Annotated in this window: 24 protein-coding genes; 10 read left to right on the forward strand and 14 right to left on the reverse strand. The window is 72.5% G+C overall.

Going from position 1 to position 25,232, the window contains the following annotated elements; all coding sequences use genetic code 11:
• Position 1 precedes the first annotated feature (1 nt).
• The gene (locus ACP7TJ_RS09055) at positions 2-1,027 is read left to right on the forward strand and encodes a Gfo/Idh/MocA family protein (protein ID WP_093767851.1); all 1,026 of its coding nucleotides are present in this window, start codon (positions 2-4) and stop codon (positions 1,025-1,027) included.
• Here the strand turns inward: ACP7TJ_RS09055 and ACP7TJ_RS09060 are convergent.
• The 6 genes from ACP7TJ_RS09060 to ACP7TJ_RS09085 form a co-directional block, all read right to left on the reverse strand.
• Positions 1,014-2,669, reverse strand: a complete 1,656-nt coding sequence (locus ACP7TJ_RS09060) for an alkaline phosphatase D family protein (protein ID WP_427762728.1) — start codon at positions 2,667-2,669, stop codon at positions 1,014-1,016. The two genes, ACP7TJ_RS09055 and ACP7TJ_RS09060, sit on opposite strands and share 14 nt — an antisense overlap.
• Positions 2,670-3,115: 446 nt before the next feature.
• Entirely contained in the window at positions 3,116-4,102 is a 987-nt protein-coding gene (locus ACP7TJ_RS09065; RefSeq protein ID WP_266396539.1) for an aldo/keto reductase, read from the reverse strand.
• Between the two features lie 77 nt (positions 4,103-4,179).
• Entirely contained in the window at positions 4,180-4,560 is a 381-nt protein-coding gene (locus tag ACP7TJ_RS09070) for a hypothetical protein (RefSeq protein WP_427762730.1), read from the reverse strand.
• A 91-nt stretch (positions 4,561-4,651) separates the two neighbouring features.
• Positions 4,652-5,080 (reverse strand): PIN domain-containing protein, encoded by a 429-nt coding sequence (locus tag ACP7TJ_RS09075; protein WP_189910231.1) that lies wholly within the window; start codon positions 5,078-5,080, stop codon positions 4,652-4,654.
• Complete coding sequence (locus tag ACP7TJ_RS09080) at positions 5,077-5,325, reverse strand: type II toxin-antitoxin system Phd/YefM family antitoxin (RefSeq protein ID WP_189910230.1); 249 nt, start codon at positions 5,323-5,325, stop codon at positions 5,077-5,079. The genes ACP7TJ_RS09075 and ACP7TJ_RS09080 overlap by 4 nt, the downstream gene beginning before the upstream one ends.
• Positions 5,326-5,338: 13 nt before the next feature.
• Entirely contained in the window at positions 5,339-6,037 is a 699-nt protein-coding gene (locus ACP7TJ_RS09085) for an ATP-binding protein (protein ID WP_427762733.1), read from the reverse strand.
• A gap of 147 nt (positions 6,038-6,184) precedes the next feature.
• Between ACP7TJ_RS09085 and ACP7TJ_RS09090 the strand changes: the two genes are divergently transcribed.
• From ACP7TJ_RS09090 to ACP7TJ_RS09100, 3 genes are all read left to right on the forward strand, one after another.
• Entirely contained in the window at positions 6,185-7,105 is a 921-nt protein-coding gene (locus ACP7TJ_RS09090) for a helix-turn-helix domain-containing protein (RefSeq protein ID WP_266551458.1), read from the forward strand.
• Positions 7,102-7,317, forward strand: coding sequence for a DUF397 domain-containing protein (locus ACP7TJ_RS09095; RefSeq protein WP_167742918.1), 216 nt, complete (start codon positions 7,102-7,104; stop codon positions 7,315-7,317). Before ACP7TJ_RS09090 ends, ACP7TJ_RS09095 begins: the two co-directional genes overlap by 4 nt.
• 177 nt (positions 7,318-7,494) lie before the next feature.
• Positions 7,495-8,721, forward strand: coding sequence for a cytochrome P450 (locus ACP7TJ_RS09100; RefSeq protein ID WP_093767846.1), 1,227 nt, complete (start codon positions 7,495-7,497; stop codon positions 8,719-8,721).
• A gap of 121 nt (positions 8,722-8,842) precedes the next feature.
• Here the strand turns inward: ACP7TJ_RS09100 and ACP7TJ_RS09105 are convergent, their stop codons facing one another.
• From ACP7TJ_RS09105 to tal, 6 genes are all read right to left on the reverse strand, one after another.
• A complete protein-coding gene (locus tag ACP7TJ_RS09105) occupies positions 8,843-10,123 on the reverse strand; it encodes a cytochrome P450 (protein ID WP_093767845.1) in 1,281 nt (426 codons plus the stop codon).
• Positions 10,120-10,737: a GTP-binding protein gene (locus ACP7TJ_RS09110; RefSeq protein WP_093767844.1), complete on the reverse strand. Its 618-nt coding sequence runs from the start codon at positions 10,735-10,737 to the stop codon at positions 10,120-10,122. Before ACP7TJ_RS09110 ends, ACP7TJ_RS09105 begins: the two co-directional genes overlap by 4 nt.
• On the reverse strand, positions 10,718-11,077 hold the full coding sequence (locus ACP7TJ_RS09115; protein WP_093767843.1) for a DUF742 domain-containing protein: 360 nt from the start codon (positions 11,075-11,077) through the stop codon (positions 10,718-10,720). The genes ACP7TJ_RS09110 and ACP7TJ_RS09115 overlap by 20 nt, the downstream gene beginning before the upstream one ends.
• A complete protein-coding gene (locus tag ACP7TJ_RS09120) occupies positions 11,074-11,499 on the reverse strand; it encodes a roadblock/LC7 domain-containing protein (RefSeq protein ID WP_093767842.1) in 426 nt (141 codons plus the stop codon). The genes ACP7TJ_RS09115 and ACP7TJ_RS09120 overlap by 4 nt, the downstream gene beginning before the upstream one ends.
• A 140-nt stretch (positions 11,500-11,639) precedes the next feature.
• Positions 11,640-13,565, reverse strand: coding sequence for an ATP-binding protein (locus ACP7TJ_RS09125; RefSeq protein WP_266396545.1), 1,926 nt, complete (start codon positions 13,563-13,565; stop codon positions 11,640-11,642).
• A gap of 463 nt (positions 13,566-14,028) precedes the next feature.
• Entirely contained in the window at positions 14,029-15,165 is a 1,137-nt protein-coding gene (tal, locus tag ACP7TJ_RS09130) for a transaldolase (protein WP_427762737.1), read from the reverse strand.
• A gap of 891 nt (positions 15,166-16,056) precedes the next feature.
• On the opposite strand from tal, the gene ACP7TJ_RS09135 reads away from it, so the two are divergent.
• From ACP7TJ_RS09135 to ACP7TJ_RS09160, 6 genes are all read left to right on the forward strand, one after another.
• Entirely contained in the window at positions 16,057-17,229 is a 1,173-nt protein-coding gene (locus tag ACP7TJ_RS09135) for a 3-deoxy-7-phosphoheptulonate synthase (protein WP_427762739.1), read from the forward strand.
• Positions 17,230-17,302: 73 nt separating this feature from the next.
• On the forward strand, positions 17,303-18,073 hold the full coding sequence (locus ACP7TJ_RS09140; protein ID WP_167742923.1) for a 2,3-dihydro-2,3-dihydroxybenzoate dehydrogenase: 771 nt from the start codon (positions 17,303-17,305) through the stop codon (positions 18,071-18,073).
• 42 nt (positions 18,074-18,115) lie between these two features.
• Positions 18,116-18,739 (forward strand): isochorismatase family protein, encoded by a 624-nt coding sequence (locus ACP7TJ_RS09145; RefSeq protein ID WP_093767837.1) that lies wholly within the window; start codon positions 18,116-18,118, stop codon positions 18,737-18,739.
• The gene (locus ACP7TJ_RS09150; protein WP_427762741.1) at positions 18,736-20,679 is read left to right on the forward strand and encodes an anthranilate synthase family protein; all 1,944 of its coding nucleotides are present in this window, start codon (positions 18,736-18,738) and stop codon (positions 20,677-20,679) included. The genes ACP7TJ_RS09145 and ACP7TJ_RS09150 overlap by 4 nt, the downstream gene beginning before the upstream one ends.
• Positions 20,648-21,832 (forward strand): chorismate synthase, encoded by a 1,185-nt coding sequence (aroC, locus tag ACP7TJ_RS09155; RefSeq protein ID WP_189910223.1) that lies wholly within the window; start codon positions 20,648-20,650, stop codon positions 21,830-21,832. Before ACP7TJ_RS09150 ends, aroC begins: the two co-directional genes overlap by 32 nt.
• A complete protein-coding gene (locus ACP7TJ_RS09160; RefSeq protein ID WP_093767834.1) occupies positions 21,829-22,350 on the forward strand; it encodes a shikimate kinase in 522 nt (173 codons plus the stop codon). Before aroC ends, ACP7TJ_RS09160 begins: the two co-directional genes overlap by 4 nt.
• A gap of 60 nt (positions 22,351-22,410) precedes the next feature.
• On the opposite strand, the gene ACP7TJ_RS09165 is transcribed toward ACP7TJ_RS09160, so the two are convergent.
• Positions 22,411-23,268 carry an arylamine N-acetyltransferase family protein gene (locus ACP7TJ_RS09165; protein ID WP_093767833.1) on the reverse strand — a complete coding sequence of 286 codons (858 nt, stop codon included), beginning with the start codon at positions 23,266-23,268 and terminating at the stop codon, positions 22,411-22,413.
• Between the two features lie 101 nt (positions 23,269-23,369).
• On the reverse strand, positions 23,370-25,223 hold the full coding sequence (gene asnB, locus ACP7TJ_RS09170) for an asparagine synthase (glutamine-hydrolyzing) (RefSeq protein WP_093767832.1): 1,854 nt from the start codon (positions 25,221-25,223) through the stop codon (positions 23,370-23,372).
• Between the last annotated feature and the right edge of the window lie 9 nt (positions 25,224-25,232).

The raw sequence follows: 25,232 nt of genomic DNA on the forward strand, positions 1-25,232 counted from the left end.
GATGACAGAGCAGAAGGTGCGCTGGGGGATCCTGGCGACCGGCGGCATGGCCGCGACGTTCACGGCGGACCTGGTGGACATGCCCGACGCCGAGGTCGTCGCGGTGGCGTCCCGCTCGGTGGAGTCGGCGAAGACCTTCGCCGACCGGTTCGGCATACCGCGCGCCTACGGCGACTGGGACGCGCTCGCGGCGGACGACGGCCTCGACGTCGTGTACGTCGCCACACCGCACGCGGCGCACCGTGCCGCGGCCGGGATGATGCTGGAGGCCGGACAGCACGTGCTGTGCGAGAAGCCGTTCACGCTCAACGTGCGCGAGGCGGCCGAGCTGGTCGCGCTGGCGCGGGACGGCGGGCGCTTCCTGATGGAGGCCATGTGGATGTACTGCCACCCCATGGTGCGCCGCCTCAAGGCGCTGGTCGCCGACGGCGCGATCGGCGAAGTGCGGCACGTCCAGGCGGACTTCGGGCTCGCGGGCCCGTTCCCGGCCACGCACCGGCTGCGCGACCCCGCGCTCGGCGGCGGCGCGCTGCTGGACCTCGGGGTGTACCCGGTGTCGTTCGCCCAGCTGCTCCTCGGCGAGCCGTCGGACGTCGTGGCGCGTGCGACGCTCTCCGAGGAGGGCGTCGACCTGCAGACGGGGGCGCTGCTCTCCTGGGAGAACGGCGCCCTCGCCTCGGTGCACTGCTCCATCGTGGGCGGTACGGCCACCTCCGCGTCGGTCACCGGGTCGGAGGGCCGCATCGACATCCCGGACGGCTTCTTCTTCCCGGAGCGGTTCGTGCTGCACCGGGACGGGCGGGACGCCGAGGAGTTCGCCGCCGACCCGGCCGACGGCCCGCGCGCCAGCCTCAAGCACGAGGCGGCGGAGGTGATGCGGGCGCTGCGGGCCGGGGAGACGGAGTCGCCGGTGGTCCCGCTGGACGGCACCCTCGGCGTGATGCGGACGCTCGACGCGATCCGGGACCGCGTCGGCGTCCGCTACCCGGGCGAGGACGCGGACGGCGCGGTACTCACACCGGCTTGAGCCCCGGGTCCCCCGCCTCGGTGACGAAGGAGGCGGCGGTGGTGAGCGGCGCGCCCTGCGTGGTGACGTGGGAGACCGTCTTGAAGTCGGCGCGCGCCCGCTCCCGGCCGAGGGTGACGGTCGTGTAGCCGCGCCGGCCGTCGTAGAACCGCAGGTGCGGGTTGGCGGCGGTCAGGTTGTCGTAGTTGGCGGGCTTCTCCGACCCGTTGCCGCCACTGGTGACGGACGTGGTGACGATCTCGGTGCCCACAGTCTTCGAGCCGGGGTCGGAGAAGTCCCGCTTGATGTCGAAGCCGTAGTGGACGTGCACGTCGCCGGTGAGGACCATCAGGTTCTCGACGCCGGCGGCCTGCGCGCCGGCCAGGACGCGCTCGCGGGAGGCCGGGTAGCCGTCCCAGGAGTCCATGGAGACCTTGGCGGGCGGGGTGGGCCTGTCCAGCCGCTGGGAGAAGGTGACCTGCTGCGGCACGACGTTCCACACCGCGTCGGAGCGGCGCCAGCCGTCGATCAGCCAGCGCTCCTGGGCGGCGCCGGTGAGGGTGCGCGAGGGGTCCTCGGACTCGGGTCCCGGGTACTGCCAGCCGTCGCCGTAGGCCTGGTTGGAGCGGTACTGCCGGGTGTCGAGCACGTCGAACTGGGCGAGCCGGCCCCAGTGCAGCCGGCGGTACAGCTTGAGGTCGGGGCCCTCGGGGAGCTGGGGCCGGCGCAGCGGCATGTTCTCCCAGTAGGCGCGGTAGGCGGCGGCCCGGCGCAGCAGGAACTCCTCCGGCGGCACGCTGTTCTCGGGGGTGTCGTCGGCGTAGTTGTTCTCGGTCTCGTGGTCGTCCCAGGTGACGACGAAGGGGTGCGCGGCGTGCGCGGCCCGCAGGTCGGGGTCGGACTTGTAGAGGGCGTACCGCAGCCGGTAGTCCTCCAGCGTGACGGTCTCCCGGCGGAACAGGCCGGGCAGGGTGCCGGCCGGGTAGGCGCGGGAGCCGGCGACGTCGTTCACGGCGTACTCGTAGAGGTAGTCGCCGAGGTGGAAGACGACGTCGAGGTCCTCCTGGGCGAGGTGCCGGTAGGCGGTGTAGTAGCCCTGGTCGTAGCGCTGGCAGGAGACGACGCCGAAGGTGAGTTCGGCGGCGCGGCTGCGGGCGGCGGGCGCGGTGCGGGTGCGGCCGGCGGGGCTGACGAAGCGGCCCGCGCGGAAGCGGTAGTGGTAGACGCGGCCGGGGGCGAGCCCGCCGGCCTCGACGTGCACGGTGTGGTGGAACTCGGGGTGGGCGGTGGCCTTCCCGCGTCTGACGACGCTGCGGAAGCGGGCGTCGAGGGCGAGTTCCCACTCGACGGTGACGCGGCGGGCGGGCAGTCCGCCGTCGGCCTGGTACGGGACGGGCGCGAGGCGGGTCCACAGCAGCACCGAGTCGGGGTGCGGGTCGCCGGAGGCGACGCCGAGGGTGAAGGGGTCGTCGGTGAGCTGGGCGGTGTCGAGTTCGGCGGCGGCCGCGACGCCCGCGCCGGGCACGCCGACGGCGAAGGCGAGCGCGGCGGCGGCGCCGGTGGCGGTCAGGAAGCGGCGGCGGCCGATGTGGCGGGCGGCGGCGCGGAGTTCGGGCGCGTGGTGGGACGGGCGGGCGTGGGGCGTCGTGAGGTCCTGCGTCATCGGTCCTCCCCTGGCGGACGGGTGGGTGCGGGAGGAATTGCAGTGGCCGGGGACGACGCGGCGTTGACGCGTACACAGCATCCGGATGACGGTCGCATGAGGTCCGCATGGCGCACCCTCCCGCACGCTGCGGGCCCGTGAACGCCGAGGAAACGGACGGACAGGTGGCTTGCGCGGTACGGCACATGGCGGCGTACCGCGATCCCCACAATCGGAATTAGTACATCCGCCCCATTGCGGCCGGTGGGAGATCTATGCTCAACTCCTCTACACCAAAGCTTCACAGTTGAGGCAGCGGTCTTCCGTTGGGCCACATCCAGGGGGGAGGCGGCAGCCGTTCCACGCCGCCGGCTGGGGGTGGGCCCGCGCGGGACCGCGGGTGCACACCGGCGGGTGGAACGGCTGCCGCATATTTCTGTGGCCGCTGATGGCTTATGGCTTACGGCTTATCGCCGGAGGATGCGCTCCACCTCCGCCATCTCGCCCTCGCTCAACGGCCCCTTGGCGAGTGCGCCGGCGTTCTCCTCGGCCTGGGCGACCGACCGGAAGCCGGGGATGGGCACGGTGCGCGGGCTGCGCGCCCACAGCCAGGCCAGGGCGCCCTGGGCGAGGGTGCGGCCGCCGCTGGTGAGGACGTCCCGCAGCGCGTCGACGCGGACCAGCCACTCGGGGTCGGCGCCGCTGCCGTCGCCGAAGCCCCGCAGCCAGGCGGGCGGACGGTTGCGGATGTCCCCGGCCTCCAGCGGCCGGCCGCTCCCGTGCTTGCCGGTCAGCAGACCCATGGCGAGCGGGCTGCGGTTGACGGACGCGAGATCCGCCTTCTCACAGAGCAGCAGCAACTCGGGGGCGTCGTCGAGGACGTTGAGCGCGTGCTGCACGGCCGCGCAGTGCGGACCCTCGGCGAAGACGGCGGCGCGGGCGGGGTCGTCGGTGCTCCAGGCGTAGGCCCGGATCAGCCCCTCCGCCACCAGCTCCTCGCACGCGTCGCGCAGCCTGGCCGCCCGGTCGGGGTCGGCGTCGGCGATGTGCAGCTGGTAGAGGTCGACGTGGTCGGTGCCGAGCCGGCGCAGGGAGGCGGTCAGGGCACGGCGGAGGTGCTCCGGGGAGTCGTCGGTGCCGGTGAGGGTGCGGGTGTCGGGGTCGAAGAGGTTGCCCCACTTGGTGGCGACGACGACGTCGTCCCGCCGCGAGCCGAGCGCCCTGCCGAGGACTCGCTCGCTGTGGCCGGTGCCATAGACGTCGGCGGTGTCGAAGAAGGTGACACCGAGGTCCAGGGCCCGTCGGATCGCCCGCACGGACTCCTCGTCGTCCACCTTCCCCCACCCGAGCGGCTGCCCGGCCCGGTCCTGCCACTCCCCACCGATCGCCCAGCACCCGAACCCGAGCGCGCTGACCTGGATACCACTGCGTCCCAGTGTGCGTGTGAACTCCATGCGGGGGACGGTAGGAGTTGGAGTGCGCGCCAAGGCAAGGGGTTGTCGCACTCCTGCGGCTGACGGGACGCGGGGAGTCACTCGCCCGTCGTCACCGCCCGCTCGACGCTCTCGGGGGTCGCCCCCACCGTGACCGGTACCGCGAAGCCGTACGTGTCGTCGCAGAGGATCAGCTCCTCCGTCGCCGGGACCAGGCGTCGGTACCAGCACGCGAAGCGCACCGCGAGGTGCAGTGGGCCTTCGAGGTAGAGGCAGGTGCCGTCGGCGTGGGAGCAGCCTTCGAGGCGGTCGCCCGCCTCCTCGTACAGCCACGTCACGTCCCGTACTTCGCGTCCGGGGGCGTCGGGGCTGGTCACGGAGATCCGCGCGTCGGGCCAGTGCGTGCGGAGGGCTCGCGTCAGATCGTCCCGGTGGACGGCCTGGCCGGCCTTCCCCTCGAACACGGCGAGGTAGGTCACGAGTCCACCCTCTCGTGGAGCCAAGCCGTGGCGGAGCCCGGGAGTCGTATCCAGCTCCCGGGCCCTGGGAAGCCACCCATGCCTCTCGGCGTCACTGGTCGTCGGGCCACAGACGGAACGCGGTGTGCCCGGTCAAGGGGCGCACCATGCGGAAGTGGCGGCGGTCCAGGGTGAGGATCGCGTCCGTGCGGTACTCGGCCGCCATCACCACGTTCATCGTGTCCGTGAGGCCGATCTGCGGATACCTGCGCATGGTGACGAGCGCCGTCGACAGGTGCGGTTCAATCTCCGGGACCGCGTACCGGCGTACGGCGGCCTGGTCCCGGATGTGGCCCAGCGCCAGCTGCGCGGCCTCGGACCCGATCCGGGTACTCAACAGGTAGTCGAGCTCGGCCAGGACCAGCGGGCTCACCACCAAATGGGAGGCGTCCGCCACGGCCTTCCGGCAGGCAGCATGCTCGGGGGCGTCCGCGTCGAACAGGGAGAACAGACCCGAGGTGTCGGCAACAAGCACGGTCACGCGCCGAAGCCTTCCAGGTACGAGCCGCGGCCCTGGGACCAGTCGATCCTGGAGCCGCTGTGAAACACGGGGATGTCGTCGTCACCCATCGGGTCCGTGGGGTGATCGGGTACCGGCTCCTCCGTGACCGGCGACAGGACGGCGACCGGGCGCCCGTTCTTGGTCACGGTGATCCGCTCGCCCCGCTCAGCCGCGGCGAGGATCTTTGAGGCGTTCTGATTGAAGTCACGCGCGGTCGTCTCCATGTAGTACAGGGTACTACGCTGGTTGACGCGGAGATCTGGAGCGTGCGCCGCAGCCCTGCCCCGCACGGCACCTTGCGACCATCTCCCTGAGCGAGACCGCCCCTTCCAGCCCTTCGGACTCGGCTTCGTCGGCCAGCTCGTTGAGCCACACCCCTTCGGCATGCTCGGCGATGCAGCACACCTCGGCAGAGGCCGCGATCTCGTACTCCGCCCAGACCGTCTTGCCCGGGCCGTCCGGCCGTGGGCACCAGTCCCAGCGGGCGGCGAGCGCGGCGACCAGGAGGAGGCCCCGGCCGGTTTCGTCGACGGCGGGGACCTCGGGCCGGGGGCCGCCCGGCCGGGGCGGGACCCGCTCGCCCCGGGTGTCGGTGACCTCGACGCGGACGGCGGCGGATCGGGCTCCGGTGGGGAGGAGCGCGAGACGGAGGTGGAAGTCCCGGCCCGGGACGTTGCCGTGCAGCACGGCGTTCGCCGTCAGCTCGGCGGCGATCAGCACGATCGCGTCGTGGTCGTCGGTGCCGTACGGGACGCCCCAGGCGTCCAGGCGGACGGCGGTGAGGTGCCGGGCGAGACGGGCTCCGCGCGGGGTGGAGGTGAAGCGCATCGCGAAGGTGCGGGACACCGGCACGGGGTCGGGTGACGCGGTGCCCAAGCGAGCGGCGGGGGTGGCGAGTCGGCCGAGGCCGGTGGGACCGGCGGGGTTGTTCGTCATGCCGTCCACGGTCCCGTCGGTCGCGTAGCGTGACCAGTGGTGACGCACCGACGCGAGCCGCTGTACGCGACGTGTCGGTGCGCGTACGTGGCGTGCGGCGTGACGGCGTCCCCGGCGGGCGCGTTGGGCCCGAAAAGGCGGTGGTCGATGACGAAGCGTACGGGCGCGGACGCCCTGGCGGGTGGTGGGGACGGCGGAACGGTCGTGAGTGTCGGGGACGGATGGGAGAGCGACGACGGCGGGGGCGGCGCGCGCCGGCCGGAGGACGGGGCGGGGAAGGGCGTGGTCGCCGCGTTCGGGCAGACCCTGAAGACGCTGCGGCTGCGGGAGGGGCTGGACCGGGCGGAGTTCGGGAGCCGGATCGGGTACTCGGCGGCCACGGTCGCGTCGTTCGAGCAGGGGCGGAGGATTCCGTCGCCCCGGACCATCGAGCGGGCGGACGAGGTGCTGGGGGCGGACGGGCTGCTGTGCGTGTGGAAGGAGGAGGTGGAGCGGGCTCAGTACCCGGTGTTCTTCCAGGGGATGGCGACACTGGAGAAGGAGGCCGTTGAACTCGTCTCCTACAGCATGCCCGTCCTCAACGGGTTGCTCCAGACCGAGGAGTACATGAGAGGGCTGCTCGGTATGAGGCGCCCTCCCCTGGACGAAGAGACCACCGAACAGCGTGTGGCCGCACGATTGGCCCGACAGGACATCTTCGACCGCCGACCGGCACCCTTCCTGAGCTTCGTGCTCGACGAGTCGCTCCTACGGCGCCCCTACGGGGGTAAGGCCGCGTTGCGGGGTCAGCTGGAGCATCTGCTGCTGATCGGACAGAAGCGAAACGTCGAGATCCAGGTCATGCCGCTCGACCGTGAGGACAACGCGGGCGTGAACGGTCCGTTCACGGTCGTCACGCGCAAGGACGGCAAGAAGTTCGTGTATGCCGAGGCACGAGGCATCGGCTCCTTGGAGACCGACCCGGAACAAGGGGTTCTGGCCGCGGCGCTCTATGGGATCATCCGATCACAGGCTCTCAGTCCGCGAGAGTCAACGGAGTTCATCGAAAGGTTGCTGGGATCGCTATGAAGAGCGCTGAGTCCTCGACCGTCGCCTCCGGCCTCGCCTGGTTCAAGAGCAGCTACAGCGGTACCGAGGGCGGCGAATGCCTGGAGGTCGCGGCCGCGACGACAGGTGTGCACATCCGCGACTCCAAGACCGCCGCCGGACCCGTCCTCACGGTCTCGCGTGACGCGTGGGCGGGGTTCGTCGGGCTGGCCTCCTCGGAGCGGAGCGTCTGACACTCGTACGGTCACGAGAGCCCTGCCGATCCTTCCGGACGGCAGGGCTCTCGTGCGGGAGGGGCGATTTTCGGCCTGTTCATCGTTCAAACGGATCCGGTCATCGGGCGCTCTGTCCTTGCTGACGGATGATCAATAACCTTGTGCGGTACACGAAATACGACCGCAGGGAGCCCCATGTCCACCGCCCAGCAGGTGCCCGACATCCTCTCGCCCGAGTTCGCAGCGGACCCCTATCCGGCCTACCGCGTGATGCGGGAGACCGCGCCCCTCATCTGGCACGAGGCGACCAAGAGCTACATCGTCTCGCGCTACGAGGACGTCGAGCGCGTCTTCAAGGACAAGGCCGGCGAGTTCACCACCGACAACTACGCCTGGCAGCTCGAGCCGGTGCACGGCAAGACGATCCTCCAGCTCAGCGGGCGCGAGCACGCCGTCCGCCGCGCGCTGGTCGCGCCCGCCTTCCGCGGCAGCGACCTGGAGCAGAAGTTCCTGCCGGTCATCGAGCGCAACTCCCGTGAACTGATCGACGCCTTCCGGCACAAGGGCTCGGCCGACCTGGTCGACGACTTCGCGACCCGTTTCCCGGTCAACGTCATCGCCGACATGCTGGGCCTGGACAAGGCCGACCACCCCCGCTTCCACCGCTGGTACACCGCCGTCATCGCCTTCCTCGGCAACCTGGCGGGCGACCCCGAGGTGACGGCGGCCGGTGAGCGGACCCGGGTGGAGTTCGCCGAGTACATGCTGCCGATCATCCGCGAGCGCCGGGAGAACCCGGGCGACGACCTGCTGTCCGCGCTGTGCAGCGCCGAGGTCGACGGCGTGCGGATGAGCGACGAGGACGTCAAGGCGTTCTGCAGCCTGCTGCTGGCCGCCGGCGGCGAGACCACCGACAAGGCCATCGCCGGCATCTTCGCGAACCTGCTCGCCCACCCCGACCAGCTCGCGGCCGTCCGCGCCGACCGCTCGCTGATACCGCGCGCCTTCGCCGAGACCCTGCGGTACACCCCGCCGGTGCACATGATCATGCGGCAGTCCGCGACGGAGGTCACCGTCAGCGGCGGCACCATACCCGCCGGCGCCACCGTCACCTGCCTGATCGGCGCCGCCAACCGGGACGAGCGCCGTTACGCCGACCCGGACCGCTTCGACATCTTCCGCGAGGACCTGACCACCACCACGGCCTTCTCCGCCGCCGCCGACCATCTGGCCTTCGCGCTCGGCCGGCACTTCTGCGTGGGCGCGCTGCTGGCCAAGGCCGAGGTGGAGATCGGCATGAACCAGCTCCTCGACGCCATGCCGGACGTGCGGCTCGCCGACGGGTTCCAGCCGGCCGAGCAGGGTGTGTTCACCCGCGGTGTGCAGAGCCTGCCGGTCCGGTTCACGCCGGTCCAGGGCTGACCCCGGTCAGCGGTCCGCGACCCCGTTCACACGCGCCGCCCCCGCCCCCGGCCGGTTCCGTCCCGGCCGGTCCGCCGCGGGGGCAGCGCCCGTCGTCGTACCGCCTGCCGCCCGGTGAGGGCTACTGCACCACCGGCGTGAACTGCACCGGCAGTTCCATCAGGCCCCGCATCCAGATCGACGGACGCCAGACCAGTTCCTCCGGCTCGACGGCCAGCACCAGGTCCGGCAGCCGCTCCAGCAGCGTCTCGACCGCCGTGCGCGCCATCACGTCCGCCAGCAGCGGGGCCGGGTACGGGCAGCGGTGCTCGCCGTTGCTGAAGGACAGATGCGCGGCGTTCTCCGCGCCGACGTGGCCCTCGGGCCAGATCTGCGGGTCGGTGTTGGCCGCGGCCAGGCCCAGGACCAGGCAGTCGCCCGCCCTGATCCGCCGGCCGCCGAGCTGCACGTCCCGTACCGCCCAGCGCCCGATGAAGTTCTGCGTCGGCGTGTCCAGCCACAGCACCTCGTTGAGCGCCTCGCCGACGCTGAGCCGGCCGCCCGAGACGTTCACGGCGAAGCGCTCGTCCGTCAGCAGCAGACGCAGCGTGTTGCAGACCCAGTTGGACGTCGGCTGCTCGGCCGCCGAGATCACCGAGATGAGGTCCTGGACGATCTCCTCGTCCGAGAGTCCCGCCGGGTCCATCACCATGCGGGAGGTGACGTCCGGGCCGGGCGCCGTCCGCTTCTCCTTGACCAGCTGCCGCAGCCGCTCGCCCACCCGGTTGTACCCGGCGACCGGGTCCTCGCCCTCCGCCGCGTCGAGGGAGATACGCAGGTCGTCGACGAGTTGGCGGGTGTCCTCACCGGTCGCCGGCATGCCGCACATCTGCACGACGGCGCGCATCAGCAGGGGGTGCACGTAGTCGGACATCAGCTCGGCCTGGCCGCTGCCGGCGAACCGGGCGATGAGGTCGTCGGCGATCAGACCGCACTCGTTGGCCAGCTCGAACTGGTCGACGCCCTCCAGCGCCTCGGTGATCACCCCGGCCCGCCGCCGGTGTTCGTCGCCCTCGGCGAACAGCACCGAGGGCTGGTAGCCGACGTACGGCAGCAGCGGCCAGTCCGCCGGGATGTTCTCCCACTGGTTCCAGCGCCGGGAGTCCCGCGCGAACAGCTCGTCGTGGCTGGTCACATAGGTGAGCTCGGTGTAGCCCAGCACCAGCCAGGCCGGGACGCCGCCGTCGAGCAGCACCGGCGCGACGGGGCCGTGCTCGCGGCGCATCGTGCGGTAGAGCTCCGAGGGCGTCTGCTGGAAGTCCAGCCCGGTCAGGCTCACCGCGCCGGCGTGCGCGGGGCACCCCGGGGGCGGCTCGTCCCCGGTGCGGGCCGGGGACGCGAAGGGGTCGGCCGGATCGGTCACAGTGTCGCCTCCTTGGCGGTGGCCAGATCGTGGAGGTGGTTCACGAGGGTGATCAGCACGTCCTTGCCGGAGGCCCGGACCCGGGCGTCGCAGTCGACCATCGGCACGTGCGCGGGGAGGGCGAGCGCCTGGCGTATCTCCTCCAGGGAGTACCGGACGCTGTTGTCGTCGAACCGGTTGACGGCGACGACGAACGGCGTGCCGTGGTGCTCCAGCCGGTCGATGGCGTACCAGGAGTCGTCCATCCGGCGGGTGTCGACGAGCACCACGGCGCCCAGGGTGCCGGAGAACAGCCGGTCCCACAGGAACCAGAAGCGCTCCTGCCCGGGCGCGCCGAACAGGTACAGCACCATGCGGTCGTTGAGGCTGATCCGCCCGAAGTCGAAGGCGACCGTGGTGGTGGTCTTCGCGGGCAGCCCGTCGGTCTCGTCGACCCCCACGCCGGCCTGCGTCATCACCTCCTCGGTGTTCAGCGGCCGGATCTCGCTCACGGAGCGGACCAGGGTCGTCTTGCCCACGCCGAACCCGCCCACGACGACGATCTTCAGGCCCGTCTCCGCGGTGTCGCGGAGCGGTGTGCGGTGGGTGGGCAGCTCAGAGGTTGCGGAGTCCATGGAGCACCTCTTGGAGTAGGGCGGAATCGGGCAGGGAGGCGACGGACGCCGCCGCGCGCGGGTGGCGCGCGGTGATGCGCCCGGTGTCCAGCAGGTCGCCGAGCAGGATGCGTACGACCGTGACCGGCAGCCCGAGTTCCGCGGCGATCTCGACGACGGCGACGGGGTGTTCGCACAGCTCGAGGATCCGGGCGTGCTCCGACTGCATCCCCGGCGTCGGCGCGCTCTCGCTGACGATCAGGGTGACCAGGTCGAAGGACTCGTCGGCGCGGCTGCGCCCGCCGGTGACGAGGTACAGCCGGTCCGGGTCGCCCGTGTCGACGGGTTTGCGGGGGGTCACGAGGTGCCGCTCCCCGCGGACTCGGTTCGGGGCTCGGCGCGCAGGTGGTCGCCGATCTGCTCGACCAGCTCCATCATCTGGTGCCCGACCACGCCGGGGTCGGCGTCCTCACCGGCGACGACGGCGAGGTGCGCGCCCGCGCCGGCCTCCACGATGAACAGCAGGCCGCCGTGGAACTCCGTCATCGACTGCCGTACGCCGCCGGTGCCGTCGCCGAACTCCATGGAGGCGCCCTGGGCGAGGGCCTGGATGCCGGAGCAGATGGCCGAGAGCTGGTCGGCGAGGTCGAGGGTCAGGTGCTCGCTCCAGCAGAGCTTGAGGCCGTCCCGGGAGAGGACCAGGGCGTGCCGTGCGCCGGGGGTCCGCTCCAGAAGACCCTGCAGGAGCCAGTTGAGGCTGTTGTCGGTGGTCGTGGTCTGCATGGTGGGTGTTGGGACGGTGGTGTCCGGCCTGGCCGGTCACCGGCCCGTTCCTCCTATCTCACGTGCTCGAGCGGGAAGGGGCGCCGTCGCCCCGGACGCCGTACGGGGCCGGGCCGCGGCGCCGTACGGGAGGGGTGGGACTAGGGAGCCGCGGGCGGCCGGGAGCCGGTGCCGGAGGCGCCGTCGCCCGATGTGCCGGTGACGCCGTTGCCGGACTGCCGTGCGCCGCGGTGGAAGGCGCCGAACCGCGAACCGGCGTCGCGTGCCCCGCGCCGGCCCGACCCCGTGTCGCCGGAGCGGGCGGCCGCCGACTGGCGCTGCTCGCGCTCGCGCTCCGCCTCGGCCATGGTGCGGCCGGGGGCGCGGACCGGGAGGCCGTTCGGGGTGGTGCCCTCGGGCTGCCGGTGCCGTCCCTGGCCGGGGACGGCGGGCAGGTCGGACCGCTCGGCCCGGGCGGCCGGAGGCTCGGCGGCGGGCAGCGAGGCGGCCGCGGGGCGGACCTCGGCAGCGTTGTCACGGTCGCCGCGGGAGCCGCGGACGGGCAGCGCGTCGGCGTCGCTCCGGGAGCCGGCGGAGGAGCCCGCGGAGGGCAGTGCGTCCGTGTGGCGGCCGGCCGGGGAGGCCGTCTCCGACGGGGACTGGACGGACACGCCCCGGGCCGCTCCGCCGCGGCCGGCCAGCGTGTCGCCCCGGCCGGCCGTCTCGTGCGGCGCGGGCTCGCGCTGCTGGGCGAGCAGGTGCAGCGGCAGCAGGACGACGACGCCGGTGCCGCCGCGGGAGGACGGACGGTAGTTGACGCTGACGCCGTACTTCGCGGCGAGCCGGCCGACGACGGCGAGGCCGAGCCGGGTGCCCTGGAGCGAGGCGAGGTCGGTGACGCGCCCGCTGACGGCCTCCTCGGCGCGCCGCATCGCCGCGTCGGCCATCTTCAGACCGCTGTCCTCGATGGTGACGACGACGCCGGCGCTGCGGTCCTCGACGTAGACGTGCACCTCGTCGATGGGCGGGGAGAAGTTCGCCGCGTTGTCCATCAGTTCGGCGAGCAGGTGCATGACGCCTTCGGCGGCGAACCCGGCGACCGCGGTGCGGGTGGAGCAGTGCAGGCGGACCCGCTGGTAGGCGGCGATGCGGCCGGCGGCGCCGCGCAGGATACTCTCCATCCTGATCGGCTTGTTCCAGGCGCGGCTGGACCGGCCGCCCATGAGCAGCGCCAGCCGGTCGGTCATCAGGCCGAGCTGGGAGGTGCTGTGGTCGAGCTTGAGCAGGTCGCCGAAGACCTCCTCGCCGTGCCGCTCCTGCATCTCGCGCAGGTCGGCGAGCATCTGGACGGCCTTGGCCTGGACGCGGCTGAGCGCCTTGGCGGAGGCGGCCTGGGCGGCGGCGGCGCGCCGCTCGCTGTGGGCGAGTTCACGGATGAACGATTCCGCCGGGGCGCGCAGGGCGGGGTGCTGCGGCAGGTCGGTCTCGGCGAGCACGGTGTCGGCGGAGCGGCCCTCGCGGAGCCGGGTGATCGCGGCCGGCATCGTCTCCCGTACGAACCGGTCGTGTTCGGTCGCGGTCCGTTCGAGTTCGTCCCGGATCGCGCGGTACTCGTCCTCGAGCGTGAGCACCCGCCGTACGTCCTCCTCGACGACGGCGGCGAAGGCGTGGGTGATGCGGGAGAGCTGCGGGTCGGAGGGCGGGGGCACGGCGGCCAGCACGTCGGCGGCGCTCGTGCCCTCGCGCAGCCGTTCGGCCACGGCGGGCAGGGTGGCTCCGGCCAGGTGGGAGATCTCCGCGGAACGGCGGGCGGCCTCGGCGCGGAGGCGGCCGATCTCCGCCTCCCGCTCGGCGGCGGTGGAGCGGGCCCGCCGGACGAGGCGGTGGTCGACGAGGACGGTGACGGCCACGCACGCCCACCCGGCCAGCACCACGGCCAGGGCCCACGGAGTGGCGTCGGACGGCGCCAGGGCGAGCGCCGCACCACCGGCGGCGGCGGTCACCACCAGCACGGCCGCCCGTGCGGCGAACGAGGTGCGCGGCGCCCCCGCCGGTGGGTGCTGGCTGGGAGAAGCAGGCACTGGCATGGAGCGGTCCCTCGGTCGGTGAGAGCAGGGGAAGGGGGCGGCCGTACGACGGCGACGGCCGCGGGCCGGGGAAGGGATCAGCCGACACAAGGCGATCTTCCGACCACGTACGGCTCATGCTAATCACCCCGATGCGCGCGGAAGCCCCGCTTGCTGAACAGCTCGTCAGCAAAATCAGTTCGTCGTGAACCCATCGCTCGTACGTTCCGCTGTGGTAGCCGTGACGAGGCCGGACGAGCCGGGCCGGAGTGCGACAACGGGCCGCCGATGTCGCTGACGGGCCGTCACATTTGCTGCACCGCACGTCATTTACTGCTTCCCTCACTCACGCGAGGCAACAATTTTCGGCCAACTGCGTTGAGGCCGACGGCGCTTCGCGCCTGGTCACGGTAACGAGGAGACCATGAAGGTGAAGGAATCCCGCCGCTCGTGAAGCTTCGGTGACGACGGCTCTCGCGCCCCGTCACGTCCGGTGAGCCGTGCGCCGCCCCGCGTCCACTGCCGCGTACAGGTCGCGCCACGCGGCCGCCAGCCCTTCGACGCTCTCGGCCTCCAGCTTGCGGGCGATCTCCTCGCCGTCGACGCCGAGGTCCTCCAGTCGTCTCCAGACCTCGAGAGCCGCCCCGTGACGCCCCATCAACGTGTCCCCGCACATGTCGAGCCGGCGGGCGGCCGCCTTCAGGGTGGGCAGGGTCATCAAGGTGATCGTGCCCCAGGTGACGAGCTGCTCGACATAGCGGGTGAGGGACGACGAGGGGTCGGTCACGGTGGTGGCCGTCCACATCAGCCGTTGCGGATGGGCTCCCGCCGCGGCCATGGCCCGCCAGTCGGCGCCGCCGAACCAGTCGTCGTACATCCGGTAGAAGTGGCGGGCCCGTGCCACAGCGGCTTCGCCGCGCAGCGCCAGGGCGTCGGGGGTGCCCAGATCCTCCAGCCGCGCGTCCACCTCGGCGTCCAGGAGGCCCACGGGCAGGGAGACGACCGAGACCAGCCTGGAGAGCCGCCGCCCGTCGGCCAGCGCGCGCCGGAGTCCCTCCGCATAGGCGTCGAGGGCCTCGCGATAGCGCGAGGCCGAGAAGACCGCGGTGACATGCACGGGAAAGCCCGCGCCGACGCACTCCCTGATCGCGGCGATCCCCTCCGTGGTGGCCGGCAGCTTGACCATCGCGTTCGGCCGGTTCACCGCGCGCAGCGCCTGCTCCGCCTCCGCCACGGCCGACTCGACGTCATGGGCGAGGCGTGGGTCCAGGTCCATCGACACCAGGCCGTCCAGGCCGCGTGTGGCCTGGTACACCGGGCGGAGTTCGTCGCAGGCCCAGCGGACGTCGTACGCCGCCACCGCACGCACCGCGTCGGCGGCGCAGATGTCGTCGGAGGCCAGGCCCGCGAGTTGTTCGCGGTAGGCGTCGTCGCTCTCGACCGCCGCCGCGAGCGCGGCCGGGTCGGACGTGGCGCCCCGGACGCCGGTGCGCGCGATGAGCCGGCTCAGGCATCCGGAGGCAAGGTGACCGCGGGTGAGTCCGTCCAGCCAGGGCGAGACGCCCTCCGCGACCAGTTCGTCCAGCTCCAGCACGCCCGGTTGCCTCAGCCGGTCCGACATGGCGGGTCGTCACTCCTTGCTAGTCCATGGCGAGTTCAAGCGTCGCCGTCAGGTTATTCGCATGCACCGGTGATGAACTACGGGTGTCCTGCCACATTGGCGCAAAGTGGTTCCGACATCGACTTGATGAAGTAGCGGCTATTTGACGAAGTGCGTCGATCGCCATTGGGCCTTCCTTCGCTTTCGATACAGGATCGGAGCGAACAGCCGGCCGCCCGAGGTCCGGCACGGCCACTCCGTCTGCCGAGGAGCACCGCATGCATGACCCACATCGCCGTCCTCGACGGCCCTGCACGGGTCTTGTCCGCACTCCGGACGCCGACCGGCGCCGGGGGGCCCGTCACCTGGGCGAACGACCTGTTTTCTCCCGCCGCGCCCCGGCGCGGCTCCCCCGGGGCCGACGCTCGAACGGCCCTTCGGACCGGGACCGGGCCGCGTGCGGCCCCGTGACGGCCGTGCCGGATTCCCTGCCCGGCACAGGAACCGGAGCCGGAACCGGTTGAGGCGGAAAGCACCACCTCCGGGCCGGTAACGCATTTGCGGGGCGGCGTCATTGCGTGCCCCGGCGTCCGGGTCCGCCGCAAAGCGAGCAATTCCCGGCCGCGGCGTTCCCGCCACCTATCGCATGAGCGGAGCTATCACCCGAGCTAATACGCGTGCCGGACAAAGGGGCGGTCGCCGCGCCTCCGACGCGCGGACGGGCACCACCGCCACGGCCCGCGGCGGCCCGCTCGTACGGCTTGTCCGATGACCGGCGGCCCCAGCGCACCCCGGTGCGCCGGGGCCCCGCCGACCCACGTCCGAGACCCGCACGGCCGCGCGGTCACGGGGTTCTCCCTGCCCCGGCGATGGCGCGCCGCAGTCACGCCCTTCGCCAAAGGAGAGACACCAGTGGACGACGCGCTGCTCGACATCAAGGACAAACCGGCCAGGCAGCAGCCCGAGTGGGGTGATGCGGCGCGGGTGCGGCAGGTCACGGACACCCTGGCCCGGCACCCGGCCCTCGTCGACGCGGCGGACGTCGACACGCTGCGTTCGCTGCTGGCCCGGGTCGCCTCGGGCGAGGCCCTGGTCGTCCAGTCCGGCGACTGTGCCGAGGACCCCGCCGAGTGCACGACCGGCTATGTCGCCCGGAAGACCGCGGTGCTGGACCTGCTGGCCGGCGCGCTGAAGATGATCACACACAAGCCGGTGATCCGTGTGGGCCGGATCGCGGGCCAGTTCGGCAAGCCCCGCTCCAGCCCGACCGAAGTGGTCGGCGGCATGGAACTGCCGTCCTACCGGGGCCACATGGTCAACGGCCCTGAGCCCGACCCGGAGAGCCGGCGCCCGGAGCCCGGCCGCATGCTGGACTGCTACCAGGCGGCCCGCGAGATCATGACCCATCTCGGCTGGCGGAACGCCGGACCGCGGCACGCCGTCGAGCCGCCGGTGTGGACCAGCCACGAGGCGCTGATCCTGGACTACGAACTCCCCATGGTCCGCCGGGACGACCGGGGCCGGCTCGTCCTCACCTCCACCCACTGGCCCTGGATCGGCGAGCGCACCCGTCAGCTCGACGGCGCGCACGTCGCCCTGCTGTCCCGGGTCGCCAACCCGGTCGCCTGCAAGATCGGCCCCAAGGTGACGGCCGACGAGCTCCTCGGGCTGTGCGAACGGCTCGACCCCGACCGGGAGAAGGGCCGCCTGACCCTCATCGCCCGGATGGGAGCGTCCGCGGTCGGCGACCGGCTGCCGGGGCTCGTCGCCGCGGCCCGCGAGGCCGGGCACCCGGTGATCTGGCTGACCGACGCCATGCACGGCAACACCGTCGCCCTGCCGGGCGGGCTCAAGACCCGCTACCTGGAGACGATCGAGCGGGAGATCCAGGAGTTCCAGGAGGCCGTCCGCTCCGAGGGCGGCATCATCGGCGGGCTGCACCTGGAGACCACGCCGGACGACGTCACCGAGTGCGTCCCCAACGACGCCTGCGTCGAACACGTCGCGGACAAGTACACGACCTACTGCGATCCGCGCCTCAACCCGAGCCAGGCAGTCGCCGTGGCCTCGGCCTGGCTCGGCTGACAACTCCGCCACCCACCCCGACCGGCACGGGGCACGGCCGTCGGGCAGACACGCAGATGAGGAGGTCCTGACAATGGACGGAAAGGTCGCACTCGTCACCGGGGCGGCGGGCGGCATCGGCGAGGCGGTGGCCCGCGCCCTCGGCGCACGCGGCGCGGTGGTGGGAGCCGTGGACCGCGACGCCGACCGGCTGCGGCAGGTGGTGGACAAACTGCGCGCGGACGGCCTGGAGGCGCAGGCCCTGCCCGCCGACGTCACCAGCGCCGCCGACGTCGACGCCGTGGTCCGCGCGGCCGAGGAGCGCCTCGGCCCGCTGGAGTACCTGGTCAACGGGGCCGGCGTGCTGCGTCTGGGCACCGTGCGCAACCTCACCGACGAGGACTGGACGACAACGTTCGCCGTCAACGCCACCGGCGTCTTCCTGATGTCGCGGGCCGTCGTCAACCGCATGCTGCCGCGTCGGCGCGGCGCGATCGTCACCGTCGCGTCCAACGCCGCCGCCACCCCGCGGGTGCAGATGGCCGCCTACGCCGCGTCCAAGGCGGCGGCGACCATGTTCACCAAGAGCCTGGGCCTGGAGGTCGCCCGGGACGGCATCCGCTGCAACGTGGTGGCGCCGGGCTCCACCAGCACCCCGATGCTCACCTCCATGTGGCACGACGACTCCGGCCCGACGCACACGATCGAGGGGCGGCTGGACGCGTTCCGGGTCGGCATCCCGCTGGGCAAGGTGGCCCGCCCCTCGGACGTCGCCGACGCCGTCGCCTTCCTGCTGTCCGACGAGGCCTCCCACATCACGCTGCACGAACTCACCGTCGACGGCGGCGCCGCGCTCGGCGCCTGAGCCCCGTCCCCCACCGACCTGAGGCGACCAGGAGAGCAACTCATGGCAGGCATACCCGAGATCACCCCCTACCCGATGCCGACGGCCGGCGACCTGCCCGGCAACGTGGCCCAGTGGTCCGTCGACCCGGACCGCGCCGTCCTGCTGGTGCACGACATGCAGCGCTACTTCCTGCGGCCCCTGCCCGACGGCCTGCGGGAGGAACTCGTGGACAACGCCCGGCAGGTGCGCGAGCACTGCGCGGGGCTCGGCATGCCGGTGGCGTACACGGCGCAGCCCGGCGGCATGACCGACGAACAGCGGGGCCTGCTGAAGGACTTCTGGGGCCCGGGCATGCGCACCGCCCCCGCCGACCGGCAGGTCGTCGACGAACTGGCCCCGGCCCCCGGCGACTGGCAGCTCACCAAGTGGCGTTACAGCGCCTTCTTCCGCTCCGACCTGCTGGAGCGGATGCGCGCCGCCGGCCGGGACCAGCTGGTGCTGTGCGGCGTGTACGCCCACGTCGGCGTACTGATGACCGCCGTCGAGGCGTTCACCCACGACATCCAGCCGTTCCTGGTGGCCGACGCCGTGGCCGACTTCTCCGAGCACCACCACCGGCTGGCCCTGGAGTACGCGGCGCAGCGCTGCGCCGTCGTCGTCACCACCAAGGAGGTCCTGGCATGACCGGCACCGCGAGCGGCGACCTGCTCGGCCGGATCCTGGGCGACCGGCCACCGGCCGCGTACGCCCTGCTGCACCGCCCCGAGACGACGGGTCCGGGCGTGCTGGACGTCGTCGTCGGCGAGACGGCCGAGCCGCGCACCCTCGCCGAACTGCCCCTGCCCGACGCCGCGGAGACGTCCGGCGGTCCCCGCCACGAGGTCCTGGCCCTCGTGCCCTACCGGCAGATCGCCGAGCGCGGATTCGACTGCCCCGACGACGGCACGCCGCTGCTGGCCATGGCCGTCACCGCTCAGGCCACCGTGCCCGTCGCCGAGGCGCTGACCCGGATCCCCGACCTGCCCGTGGAGCTGTCCGGCGGCCGCTTCGACGTCCCGGACGAGGAGTACGCCGCCACCGTCCGCCGGGTCGTCAAGGACGAGATCGGCACCGGGGAGGGCGCCAACTTCGTCATCAAGCGCACCTACACCGCCGACATCACCGGCTACACCCCGCGGCACGCGCTGGCGGTGTTCCGGCGCCTGCTGCAACGCGAGAGCGGCGCCTACTGGACGTTCCTGGTGCACACCGGCTCGCGCACGCTCGTCGGCGCCACTCCCGAGCGGCACATCAGCCTGCGCGCGGGCCGGGCGGTGATGAACCCGATCAGCGGCACCTACCGCTACCCGTCCACCGGCCCGGCGCTGCCGGAGGTGCTCGACTTCCTCGCCGACCGCAAGGAGGCCGACGAGCTGTACATGGTCGTGGACGAGGAACTGAAGATGATGGCCCGGATCTGCGAGGAGGGCGGCCGGGTGGTCGGGCCGTACCTCAAGGAGATGGCGCGCCTCGCCCACACCGAGTACTTCATCGAGGGGCACAGCACGCGCGACCCGCGCGACATCCTGCGCGAGACGCTCTTCGCCCCGACCGTCACCGGCAGCCCGCTGGAGAACGCCTGCCGGGTCATCAACCGGTACGAACCCGAGGGGCGCGGCTACTACAGCGGGGTCGTCGCGCTGATCGGCCGGGACGAGCACGGCGGGCGGGCCCTGGACTCCTCCATCCTGATCCGTACCGCCGACATCGACGCGACCGGCCGGCTGCGGATCGGCGTCGGCGCCACGCTCGTCCGGCACTCCGACCCGGAGAGCGAGGTCGCCGAGACCGCGGCGAAGGCGGCGGGTCTGCTCTCGGCCTTCGAGAGCAACGGGCCGGCCCGCTTCGCGGACCATCCGCAGGTCCGGTCGGCGCTGGAGCAGCGCAACGCCACCCTCGCCGGCTTCTGGCTGGCCGGTCGTGGCTCCGGGGCGCGGCCCGGTCCGGAGCTGGGCGGACGCCGCGTGCTGGTCGTGGACGCCGAGGACACGTTCACCTCCATGCTCGACCACCAACTGCGGTCCCTGGGACTGCGGGTGACGGTCCGCCGCTTCGACGAGCCCTACTCCACGGACGGCTACGACCTCGTGGTGATGGGGCCCGGCCCGGGCGATCCGCGCGACGTCGAGCACCCGAAGATCGCCCACCTGCGTGCCACGGTGCGCACCCTGCTCGACGAGCGGCGTCCGTTCCTCGCCGTCTGCCTCAGCCACCAGACGCTGTGCACGCTGCTCGGTTTCCCGCTGGTGCGCCGGGCGGTGCCCAACCAGGGCGTGCAGCGGGAGATCGACCTGTTCGGGGCCCGGGAACGGGTCGGGTTCTACAACACGTTCGCCGCCCGCGCCGAGGAGGACAAGGCCGAGTGCGAGGGGGTGGGCGTGGTGGAGGTCAGCCGCGATGCCGACACCGGTGAGGTGCACGCGCTGCGCGGCCCGCACTTCGCGTCGATGCAGTTCCACCCCGAGTCGGTGCTCACCCAGGACGGCGTGCGCATCGTCGGCGACCTCCTCAGGGAGGTCCTCCCCCACACGACGGGAAAGGAGCGCGGCACCGTTGAGCAGGTTGCGCTGGCTGACCGCGGGTGAGTCCCACGGCCCGGCACTCGTGGCGACGCTGGAGGGCCTCCCCGCCGGCGTGCCGGTCACCACGGACATGGTCGCGGACCATCTCGCGAGGCGGCGGCTGGGCCACGGTCGCGGTGCCCGGATGACGTTCGAACGCGACGAGGTCACCTTCCTCGGCGGCGTCCGGCACGGCCTCACGCTCGGCTCCCCGGTCGCGGTCATGGTGGGCAACACCGAGTGGCCCAAGTGGGAGCAGGTCATGGCGGCCGACCCGGTCGACCCCGACATCCTCCGGGGACTGGCCCGCAACGCCCCGCTGACCCGCCCGCGTCCCGGCCACGCCGACCTCGCCGGCATGCAGAAGTACGGCTTCGACGAGGCCCGCCCCGTCCTGGAGCGCGCCTCCGCCCGTGAGACGGCCGCCCGGGTGGCACTCGGCGCGGTGGCCCGCTCGTACCTGAGGGAGACCACCGGAGTCGAGATCGTCAGCCATGTCGTGGAGCTGGCCTCGGCCAAGGCGCCCGAGGGCGTGTACCCGACGCCGGCGGACGTGGAGCGGCTGGACGCGGATCCCGTGCGCTGTCTGGACGCGGACGCGTCGAAGGCGATGGTCGCCGAGATCGACCAGGCCCACAAGGACGGCGACACCCTCGGGGGTGTGGTGGAGATCCTGGCCTACGGCGTGCCCGTCGGCCTCGGCTCGCACGTGCACTGGGACCGCAGGCTCGACGCCCGGCTCGCCGGCGCGTTGATGGGCATCCAGGCCGTCAAGGGCGTCGAGGTGGGAGACGGTTTCGCGTTGGCGCGGGTGCCGGGTTCCGAGGCGCACGACGAGATCCTCCCGACCGGGGAGGGCGTCGGACGGGCCTCGGGCCGCTCCGGCGGCACGGAGGGCGGTCTGTCCACCGGTGAACTGCTGCGGGTGCGGGCCGCGATGAAGCCGATCGCGACCGTGCCCCGGGCGCTGCGGACGGTGGACGTCTCCACGGGCGAGGCCGCCCAGGCGCACCACCAGCGCTCGGACGTGTGCGCGGTCCCGGCGGCCGGAATCGTGGCCGAGGCGATGGTGGCGCTGGTGCTGGCGGACGCGGTGGCGGAGAAGTTCGGCGGCGACAGCGTCGCCGAGACCCGCCGCAACGTCGCCTCGTACCTCGACCACCTCGTCGTCCGATGAGCGGGCCGCTGGTCGTGCTGGTCGGCCCGATGGGCGTGGGCAAGTCCACCGTCGGGCGCCTGCTGGCCGAGCGGCTCGGCGTCGCCTACCGGGACACCGACGAGGACATCGTCGCCGAACAGGGCCGGACCATCGCCGAGATCTTCGCCGACGACGGCGAGTGCGCCTTCCGGGCGATCGAGGCGCGGGCGGTGGCCCGGGCCCTGGCCGGGCACGACGGTGTGCTCGCGCTGGGCGGCGGGGCGGTCCTCGATCCGCGGACCCGGGCCCTGCTGTCCGGGCGGCCGGTGGTCTTCCTCGACGCCGACGCCGGCGAGGCGGTGCGGCGGATCGGCCGGGACCCCGGCCGGCCGCTGCTGGCGGGTGATCCGCACCGGCGGTGGCGTGCGCTGGCCGCGGCACGCCGTCCGCTCTACACGGAGGTCGCCCGGGCGGTCGTCGACACCGGCGGGCGCACCCCGGAGGGGGTCGTGGAGGCCGTGCTGGCGGCGCTGGCCCCGCGGGAGGCGAAGGCCTGAAGTCCTCACAGGAGAGCTCCCCGCCCTGAGGGCGGGGAGCTCTCCTGCGGTGGGGGGCCGTCACCCCCGGGCGGCGAGGAAGTCGTGCAGCAGCCGTTCTTCCTCGGCGGTGAGCGGCAGCCCGAACGTGGTGCGCACGGCGTCGACGGTCTCGTGCGGGCGCAGGAGGCGCACGCGCTGCTCGCCGCCGCGGTACTCGGTCATGAACTCGTTGTTCTTGAGCCGGTACCGCTCCTCGTCGTTGGCCCGCTGCACCACGAGCTGCCCGACGAAGGGCGAGCCGGGGCGGGTGGAGCTGACGTAGTGGGCGGCCTGGAAGTCGACGGCGTACTGGGGTTCGGTGCGGAAGGCGTAGATGTCGAACCAGCCTTCGGGCCGCCGGTACTGCAGGAGCCAGTGGCCGTCCTCGGTCGTCAGCCGCCATGACCAGCCGGCGACGGTGCTCTCCGCTTCGGGCCGCAGGGCGATGGGTTCGATGAGCGCGGCGTAGCCGTAGCCGGGGTCGGCCAGCCACACGGCGTCGTCCGCCCGCACCAGCAGGGCCGTGTGGGAGCGGAACCGGCGCTTGCCGCTGCCCTCGCGGATGCGGACCAGGAGCCGCGTGACGGGGAAGCCGAAGCGGTCCAGCGCGGCGGCGAACAGCAGGTTCGTCTCGTAGCAGTATCCGCCGCGGCCCGCCTGGACGATCTTGCGCTGGACGGCGTCGATGTCGAGGGAGACCGTGCGCCCCAGGGCGATGTCGACGTTCTCGAAGCAGACGGAGTCCCGATGGGCGCGGTGCAGGGCGCGGAGCGCCGCGAGGGAGGTCTCGCGCGGCCCCCGGTAGCCGATGCGGGCGAGATAGGCGTCGAGGTCGAGCCGTTCGCTGCCCCACTCCGGGGAGTCGTCGACCACGAGGGGCAGGCCTGAGGTGTCCATGAGCGTCCTTCCGCCGGTGCGAGAGGGGGGTCGGATCGCACGGCGGTGCGGCGCGCGGCCCGTCCGGGTGCCGCGCGCCGCACGCCGCGCCGGTGGGAGTGTCACCACTCCACGCGGACGTCGTACTCCTTCACCCACGCGTCGAACTCGACCAGGCGCTCCATCACGGCCCGCATGCCCCACAGGCCGCCGAGGCCGGCGTAGGACTCGACGGGCTTGTCCAGCAGCTTGCGGATGCCCTCGGCCGGCACGAGGCCGAGCACGGGGGAGCCGTCGAGCAGGGCCTCGACCTTGGCGCGCAGGGCCCGCACGTACTCCACGTCCTGGGTGGACGGGTAGGGGCTCTTCTTGCGCTCCAGCACCGACTCGGGCAGGACGTGGCTCGCGGCGGCGCGCAGCAGGCTCTTCTCACGGCCGTCGAAGGTCTTCATGGCCCACGGCACGTTGAAGACGTACTCCACCAGCCGGTGGTCCGTGAACGGCACCCGCACCTCCAGGCTCGCGGCCATGCTGATGCGGTCCTTGCGGTCCAGCAGGAAGTTCTCCCAGCGGCTGATGTTGAGGTACGACAGCTCCCGCATCCGCGCCTCGTCGGCGGACTCGCCCTCCAGGCGCGGCACTTCGGCGAGCGCCTCGGCGTACCGCTTGGCGACGTACTCGTCGAGGCCGAGCCGGTCCCAGAGGCCGATCTCCTTCATGGTGTCCAGGCCGCCGAGCCGGCGCCAGGCGTCGTACCAGGGGAAGGTGTCGCCCTCCACGGCCTCCTTGTCGAAGAACCAGTTGTAGCCGCCGAAGAGTTCGTCCGCGGTCTCGCCGGACAGGGCGACCGTCACCTGCTCCTTGAGGGCCTTGCACAGGTGGTAGAGGGAGTGCTCCATGTCGCCGGTGGAGATGGGCAGGTCCTGGGCGCGCAGGACCCGCATGCGCACGTCCTCGTCGAGGACGTGGTGGTTCTCCAGCTCGACGATGACGTGCTCGGCGCCGGAGCGGCGGGCGACGTCCACGGCGTACGGCGTGTCCGGGTCCATCCAGATGCCGTTGCCGCGGAAGTTCTCCTCGTTGTTCTTGAAGTCGATGGAGAAGGCCTTGATGCGCTCCTGCTTGCCCTGGTCGCGGAAGACCTTCGCGGCGAGCGCGGTGATGGCGCTGGAGTCGAGGCCGCCGGAGAGCAGGGTGCCCACCTTGACGTCGGCGACGAGCTGGCGTTCGACGATGTCCTCGAGGAGTTCGCGGATCCGCGTGATGGTGGTGTCGAGGTCGTCGGTGTGCGGGCGGGCCTCGAGCTGCCAGTAGGTGCGGGTGGTGTGGCCGCCGCGGTGGAAGCGCACGACGGTGCCGGGCACCACCTCGTGCATGCCCTTGAAGACGGCGTGGCCGGGGGTGTTGATGATGGCGAAGATCTCCGCCAGGCCCTCGCGGTCGACGACCGCCTCCGCGTCGGGGTGCGCCAGGATGGCCTTGGCCTCGGAGCCGAACAGCACGCCGTCGGGCGTCGGGTAGTAGAAGAGGGGCTTGACGCCCATGCGGTCGCGGACGAGGAGGAGTTCCTCGGTGCGCGGGTCCCACAGGGCGAGGGCGTACATGCCGTTGAGGCGTTCGGCGAAGTGCTCGCCCCACTCCAGGTAGGCGTGCAGGACGACCTCCGTGTCGCTGGAGGTGCGGAAGTCGTGGCCGAGACCGACGAGTTCCTCCTTCAGCTCGCGGTAGTTGTACACCTCGCCGGTGTAGACGAGGACGGGGAGCCCGTCGCCCTCACCGGTGACGTGCATGGGCTGGCGGCCGCCCTCCAGGTCGATGATGGAGAGCCGGCGATGCCCGAGGACCGCGTGCGGTGAGATCCACACCCCGCGGTCGTCCGGGCCCCGGCACGCCAGCGTCTCCGTCATGGCCGACGCCGTCCCGCCGTGTACCGACAGATCGTGGTCGTAGGCGACCCAGCCTGCGAGTCCGCACATCGAAGTCCC

The sequence above is a fragment of the Streptomyces sp. DSM 41931 genome (genome assembly GCF_050271085.1).
Lineage (GTDB): Bacteria > Actinomycetota > Actinomycetes > Streptomycetales > Streptomycetaceae > Streptomyces > Streptomyces albogriseolus.